Raw genomic sequence first — 4800 nt, 5'->3', positions numbered from 1 at the left:
TTGCCTTGGCGATCCATTGTAGTAGGATCATGAGTGGCAAAAAACACATCAAGGATCACTTCTAACGGTACGACAGACTCATCATACTCTACTTTGACGACTTCGATATGACCGCTATTGCCGCCGCAAACCGCGCGATAATTGGCCGTAGCCGCATCCCCGCCCATATAACCTGAGACCACAGACTGCACGCCTTTTACCGATAAAAATACGGATTCGGTGCACCAAAAGCAGCCACCGCCTAATACGATCGTTTGCATATTTTTTCCTTTTATTATTAATGTGCGCTAGGGTCTTTATATGGTTGCAACTGCTTGATTTTCAATACTTCATTGCCCAAGCAATACCCATTTAGCTTAGCAGGCATGCCAAACGTAATAAGTAACAAACAGTAATGTTATAATGAGCTTTTGCTACCTCTACTGTCTGCAATGCGTACCAAGCAACGATACTGTCATAACGAGCCGTCTCATGAGCCAAGCCAAGCCTACTAGCAAACACGATACGATCTTTGATAAACCCTTTACCACACCACTCGATAAAGCGGCGCGCTTCTCTTTCGATGAGCAAGTGGTCGCCTGTTTCCCTGATATGATTCGCCGCAGCGTCCCAGGTTACGGTCAAGTGCTCGCTATGCTACCGATATTCGCCCGTCGTCATTGCAAATATCGTCAGCAAAACGACAGTGGGCAAAGAGTTAGCCGCATCTATGATTTGGGCTGCTCACTTGGTGGGGCAACAATGACGCTGGCAGGTGAATTTGCGCCACATGACTTGCAAATCAAAGCGGTTGATATCTCTCCAGCGATGACGACAGAGGCCAAAACTTTGCTAAGTGATAATTATCCTGAGCATGACATTGAAGTGATTACCGCTGATATTCGCGATATCGAGCTTGAGCCTTGCGATATGGTCATTTTAAACCTCACATTACAGTTCTTACCCGCAGCGGATAGGGTAGCGGTATTAGAAAATATTTATAATGCGCTAGAGGAGGGTGGCATACTGGTGCTGACCGAAAAGACCCATGCGCTTGATGAGCAGTATGATGCATGGCTGGTCGAGCGTTATTATGATTTTAAACGCGCTAATGGCTATAGCGAGATGGAAATTAGCGGCAAACGCAACGCGCTTGAGAACGTACTGATTACCGACACCTTAGACGAGCATCATCAGCGCCTACACCAAGTTGGTTTTAAGCGCCATCTGACGTGGTTTCAGTTTTTAAACTTTGTGTCTATTGTGGCGTTTAGATAGGGTGTTTGAATGTCTTGAATGATTTGGGGGAGCTAATCTCGCTTTTCGCTATTATCTGCTAGCTGGTATGAGGCGAGAGGCTAAGTTTTGGCGCGTCTCTTGCTCTGCGAGCCGCCCCAAACCAAGCCTTCGCAACTCATCCCACCCAGTAGGATAACCGCTACAATCGAGGCTAGCGGTGACATCGTTTTTTTTGCGACTATTTAGCGTGGTTTGGCAAGATGGTATCTACGCCTGATTCAAATTTGAGCATCGTTTGTAGGGTGTCGCCCCGCGCACCAATTTATAAAACCTAAGGTATAAATATGATTCCACCTATAGCTGAAAGAAAAATTCACGACGTATTAAAAAAGAAGATAAGCTTACAATCGTTTGAAAAATGGCTGTATGAAGATAATATACTAGAATCTAGTAATCCTAACTTGTATTTTGAGTTGATCTCTTTTTATTATACTTCTGAAGGGAGCTTCAATTATTTCTACGAGAATTTTGCAAAGCACGTTGGTTTTTACAAATTTGAAGCCGACCGACTAAAAGAATATCTACATTCAATTATAAATAGAGATAAAGACTGTGGCGATTCGATTTATATGACATATCACTTCTATCTCGATGGTTATGCTTTTTTTGATAAGATTGGAATGGTATATGGTGTCCGTCTAACAGATTTTGATACCTCAGTAGCAAACGATAATTTAAATAACATCTTAGATGAGTTTTATCCTGACATTATTGACGATGCTAAGAATTTATTAAGCTGGCTAGACGAAGGCAAAATTGTTTTTAAAGCTCATAGTAACAGTTATGACGTTTTTGAGTACGATGACTTTCGTAGTGAGGCTGAGATTTTGCAAGGACAGGCGTAGGATATATTCAAATCGATAACATAAGTAAATGTTCATGTCATTATCTTTGCTTATCGGTGCGCGGGGCGCACCCTACGAAAATTACAGAATATCGCTAAATGCTAAGCTTGAACAATGCTTCTTTTTTGCCGAGGATTAAGCAGAGCACTGCCCGAGTACAAAACGAAAACTATGCTTTGCTCTTGCCGAGAGTGAGCAAAGAAACAACAAAGCATTACTTCAATCGAGCGCGAGACGAAAGCTGCGCGCGAGGGACGAGCGCCGAATAAATCGGTAAAGAAAACCGTCCCCTGACTTGCATATTTGCCCATTATTAAAGCAAGCGATGTTGAGGCCAATCTTTTTGTCTTTATTGTTCCTCTTATAACGCTTATCTATCTAATCATAACTTAACGAAAATTGAAATTTTTATGACCAATCAAACCATTGCTAATGCCGAACGCGAACTATATCTAACCTTGCTAGCACTGGCGCAGCAGCAGCCGAGCGCTTATGAGTGGCTTAAGCAATTACCAACGTGGCTAGGTGATATAAAAGACAAAAGCCGCTACGCACATGCGCCAGCGTATCAAGCGGCCGTGGCGCGTTTGCCAGAGTTAACCGTCAATAGTGTCGATTTGGGTAGCGATACGTTAAAGATTGAGGCGAATCTTAGTGAGTCTCAGCGCAAACAAACAACGGCATTGCTCAAGCAGCTGATGCCGTGGCGTAAAGGGCCTTTTCAAATTGGGGGTCAAATTGGCGATGATGAGTCAGGTATCAAGATAGATACCGAGTGGCATAGTGATTGGAAATGGCAGCGAGTAGCGCCGCATTTGAGTGCGCTGAAAAATAGACGTATCTTAGATGTGGGCGGCGGCTCGGGTTATCACGGTTGGCGTATGGCAGGGGCGGGCGCGGATACGGTGATTATTGTTGATCCGTCGTGCCTGTTTTATCATCAGTTTATGGCGATACGGCACTTTGTAGGCGTAGCGGATAACTATCGTACCCATTATATTCCTGTGCCATTAGAAGCTTTGCCTGAGCACAGCCAATTGTTCGATACCGTATTTAGTATGGGCGTGCTGTATCATCGCCAGTCCCCTTTTGAGCATTTGCAGCAGCTTAAAGGGCAGCTAATTAAAGGTGGCGAGCTGGTACTTGAAACGCTAGTGATTGACGGTGATGCCAATACCGTACTGGTGCCGCATGAGCGTTATGCGCAAATGAATAACGTGTATTTTTTGCCGTCCGTCGCAGCATTAATCGGTTGGTTAGAAAAAGCAGGGTTTCGTGAGGTGCGCTGCGTTGATGTTGATGTGACGACAACAGCAGAACAGAGAGCAACGGAGTGGATGACGTATCAATCGCTGGCAGACTTTTTAGATCCTAATGATCGGGCAAAGACCTTAGAAGGCTATCCTGCCCCAATGCGTGCGACCCTCATTGCCAAAAAATAATACTAATAAGCTATGCCCAATCACAAATCACAGACTCTCTTATAATTGTGCTGACTGCTCATTGCTCAGTTGCAAGGACGCCCTATGGCAAGCTTACTAAAGACTTTGAAGAATGACTGGTCGCTGTCCGCTTCGGTCGCAGGCTTCTTAGCCGTGCTTATCGCTTATGCTGGGCCGCTAGTGATATTTTTTCAGGCGGCTCAAGCTGCACAAGTGTCCGATGCGATGATGGCGTCTTGGATTTGGGGTATCTCCATCGGCGCGGTAATACCGGGTATTTATCTATCGATTAAATACAAAACGCCTATTGTGGCTGGCTGGTCGGCACCCGGTACAGCGCTATTAGTAACTCTGTTCCCGCAAATGAGTATCAACGAGGCAGTCGCGGCTTATATCATCTGCGCTATTGTAGTGTTCTTAGTTGGGATCACAGGGTCATTCGATAAGCTATTGCGCTTGATTCCTAATGGTATCGCAGCTGGCATGATGGCAGGTATCTTGTTTCAGTTTGGACTAGATTTGTTTGTGGCGACGGATACTATGCCTGTCATTGTCTTTAGTATGCTGGTGTGTTATTTATTTGCTAAGCGCTACACGCCGCGCTATACCATGATTTGGGTGTTATCCTGCGGCGTCGTCTTAAGCCTGCTGTTTGGCAAAATGAATCCTGTCGATATCGATTTGGCAATTACGATACCGACCTTTATCGCCCCTGAGTGGACATGGCGCTCGGTATTTAATTTGGCCATTCCGCTGATTCTGGTCAGCCTAAGCGGTCAGTTCTTGCCAGGCATGGCGATCTTGAGATTAAGCGGCTATGAGATACCAGCAAAGCCTATTGTCAGCAGCTTTGGTATTGCCTCATTAGCAGTCGCCTGCGTTGGCGGTATCACTGTGACCTTGGGCGCTATTACCGCCGCTTTGTGTACGGGCAAGGACGCCCATGAAGACAAGGGCAAGCGCTATATCGCAGGTATCGCTAATAGCTTGTTTTATTTACTCGGTGGGCTGTTTGCGGGCAGTATCGTCGCGGTATTTAGCTTATTGCCCAAAGAGCTTATCGCAGCGCTGGCGGGCCTTGCGCTCATTGGCGCCATCTCTGCCAATATCCATATCGCTATGAAGAATGAGGCGCAAAGGGATTCGGCCTTGATTACTTTTATGGCGACCGCCTCTGGCATGCAGTTCTTAGGATTAAGCTCAGTATTTTGGGGCGTGGTTATCGGTATGATTGC

At 45.6% G+C, this 4800-nt stretch carries 5 protein-coding genes; 4 read left to right on the top strand and 1 reads right to left on the bottom strand.

All coding sequences use genetic code 11. From position 1 onward, the window contains the following. Nucleotides 1–260: peptide-methionine (S)-S-oxide reductase (locus ACTXGO_RS09735; RefSeq protein WP_443574245.1), on the bottom strand; the 260-nt coding region annotated here is incomplete at its 3' end. Between the two features lie 211 nt (nt 261–471). On the opposite strand from ACTXGO_RS09735, the gene cmoA reads away from it, so the two are divergent. The 4 genes from cmoA to ACTXGO_RS09715 form a co-directional block, all read left to right on the top strand. Continuing rightward, the gene (gene cmoA, locus ACTXGO_RS09730) at nt 472–1257 is read left to right on the top strand and encodes a carboxy-S-adenosyl-L-methionine synthase CmoA (RefSeq protein ID WP_443543262.1); all 786 of its coding nucleotides are present in this window, start codon (nt 472–474) and stop codon (nt 1255–1257) included. A 305-nt stretch (nt 1258–1562) separates the two neighbouring features. After that, entirely contained in the window at nt 1563–2123 is a 561-nt protein-coding gene (locus ACTXGO_RS09725; protein WP_443543264.1) for a hypothetical protein, read from the top strand. A 410-nt stretch (nt 2124–2533) separates the two neighbouring features. Continuing rightward, complete coding sequence (cmoB, locus tag ACTXGO_RS09720) at nt 2534–3565, top strand: tRNA 5-methoxyuridine(34)/uridine 5-oxyacetic acid(34) synthase CmoB (protein ID WP_443574244.1); 1032 nt, start codon at nt 2534–2536, stop codon at nt 3563–3565. 84 nt (nt 3566–3649) lie between these two features. Beyond that, a partial coding sequence (locus ACTXGO_RS09715) for a benzoate/H(+) symporter BenE family transporter (protein WP_443574243.1) occupies nt 3650–4800 on the top strand: 1151 nt, incomplete at its 3' end.

It is taken from the genome of Psychrobacter sp. T6-1, from assembly GCF_052258445.1.
The sequence above is the reverse complement of the archived record's forward strand: the minus strand, read 5'-3'. Positions and strand labels throughout refer to the sequence as shown.

Excerpts from the sequence above, each read along its gene's own strand:
- cmoA (WP_443543262.1), top strand. The coding sequence starts at position 472 with ATGAGCCAAGCCAAGCCTACTAGCAAACACGATACGATCTTTGATAAA.
- ACTXGO_RS09725 (WP_443543264.1), top strand. The coding sequence starts at position 1,563 with ATGATTCCACCTATAGCTGAAAGAAAAATTCACGACGTATTAAAAAAG.
- cmoB (WP_443574244.1), top strand. The coding sequence starts at position 2,534 with ATGACCAATCAAACCATTGCTAATGCCGAACGCGAACTATATCTAACC.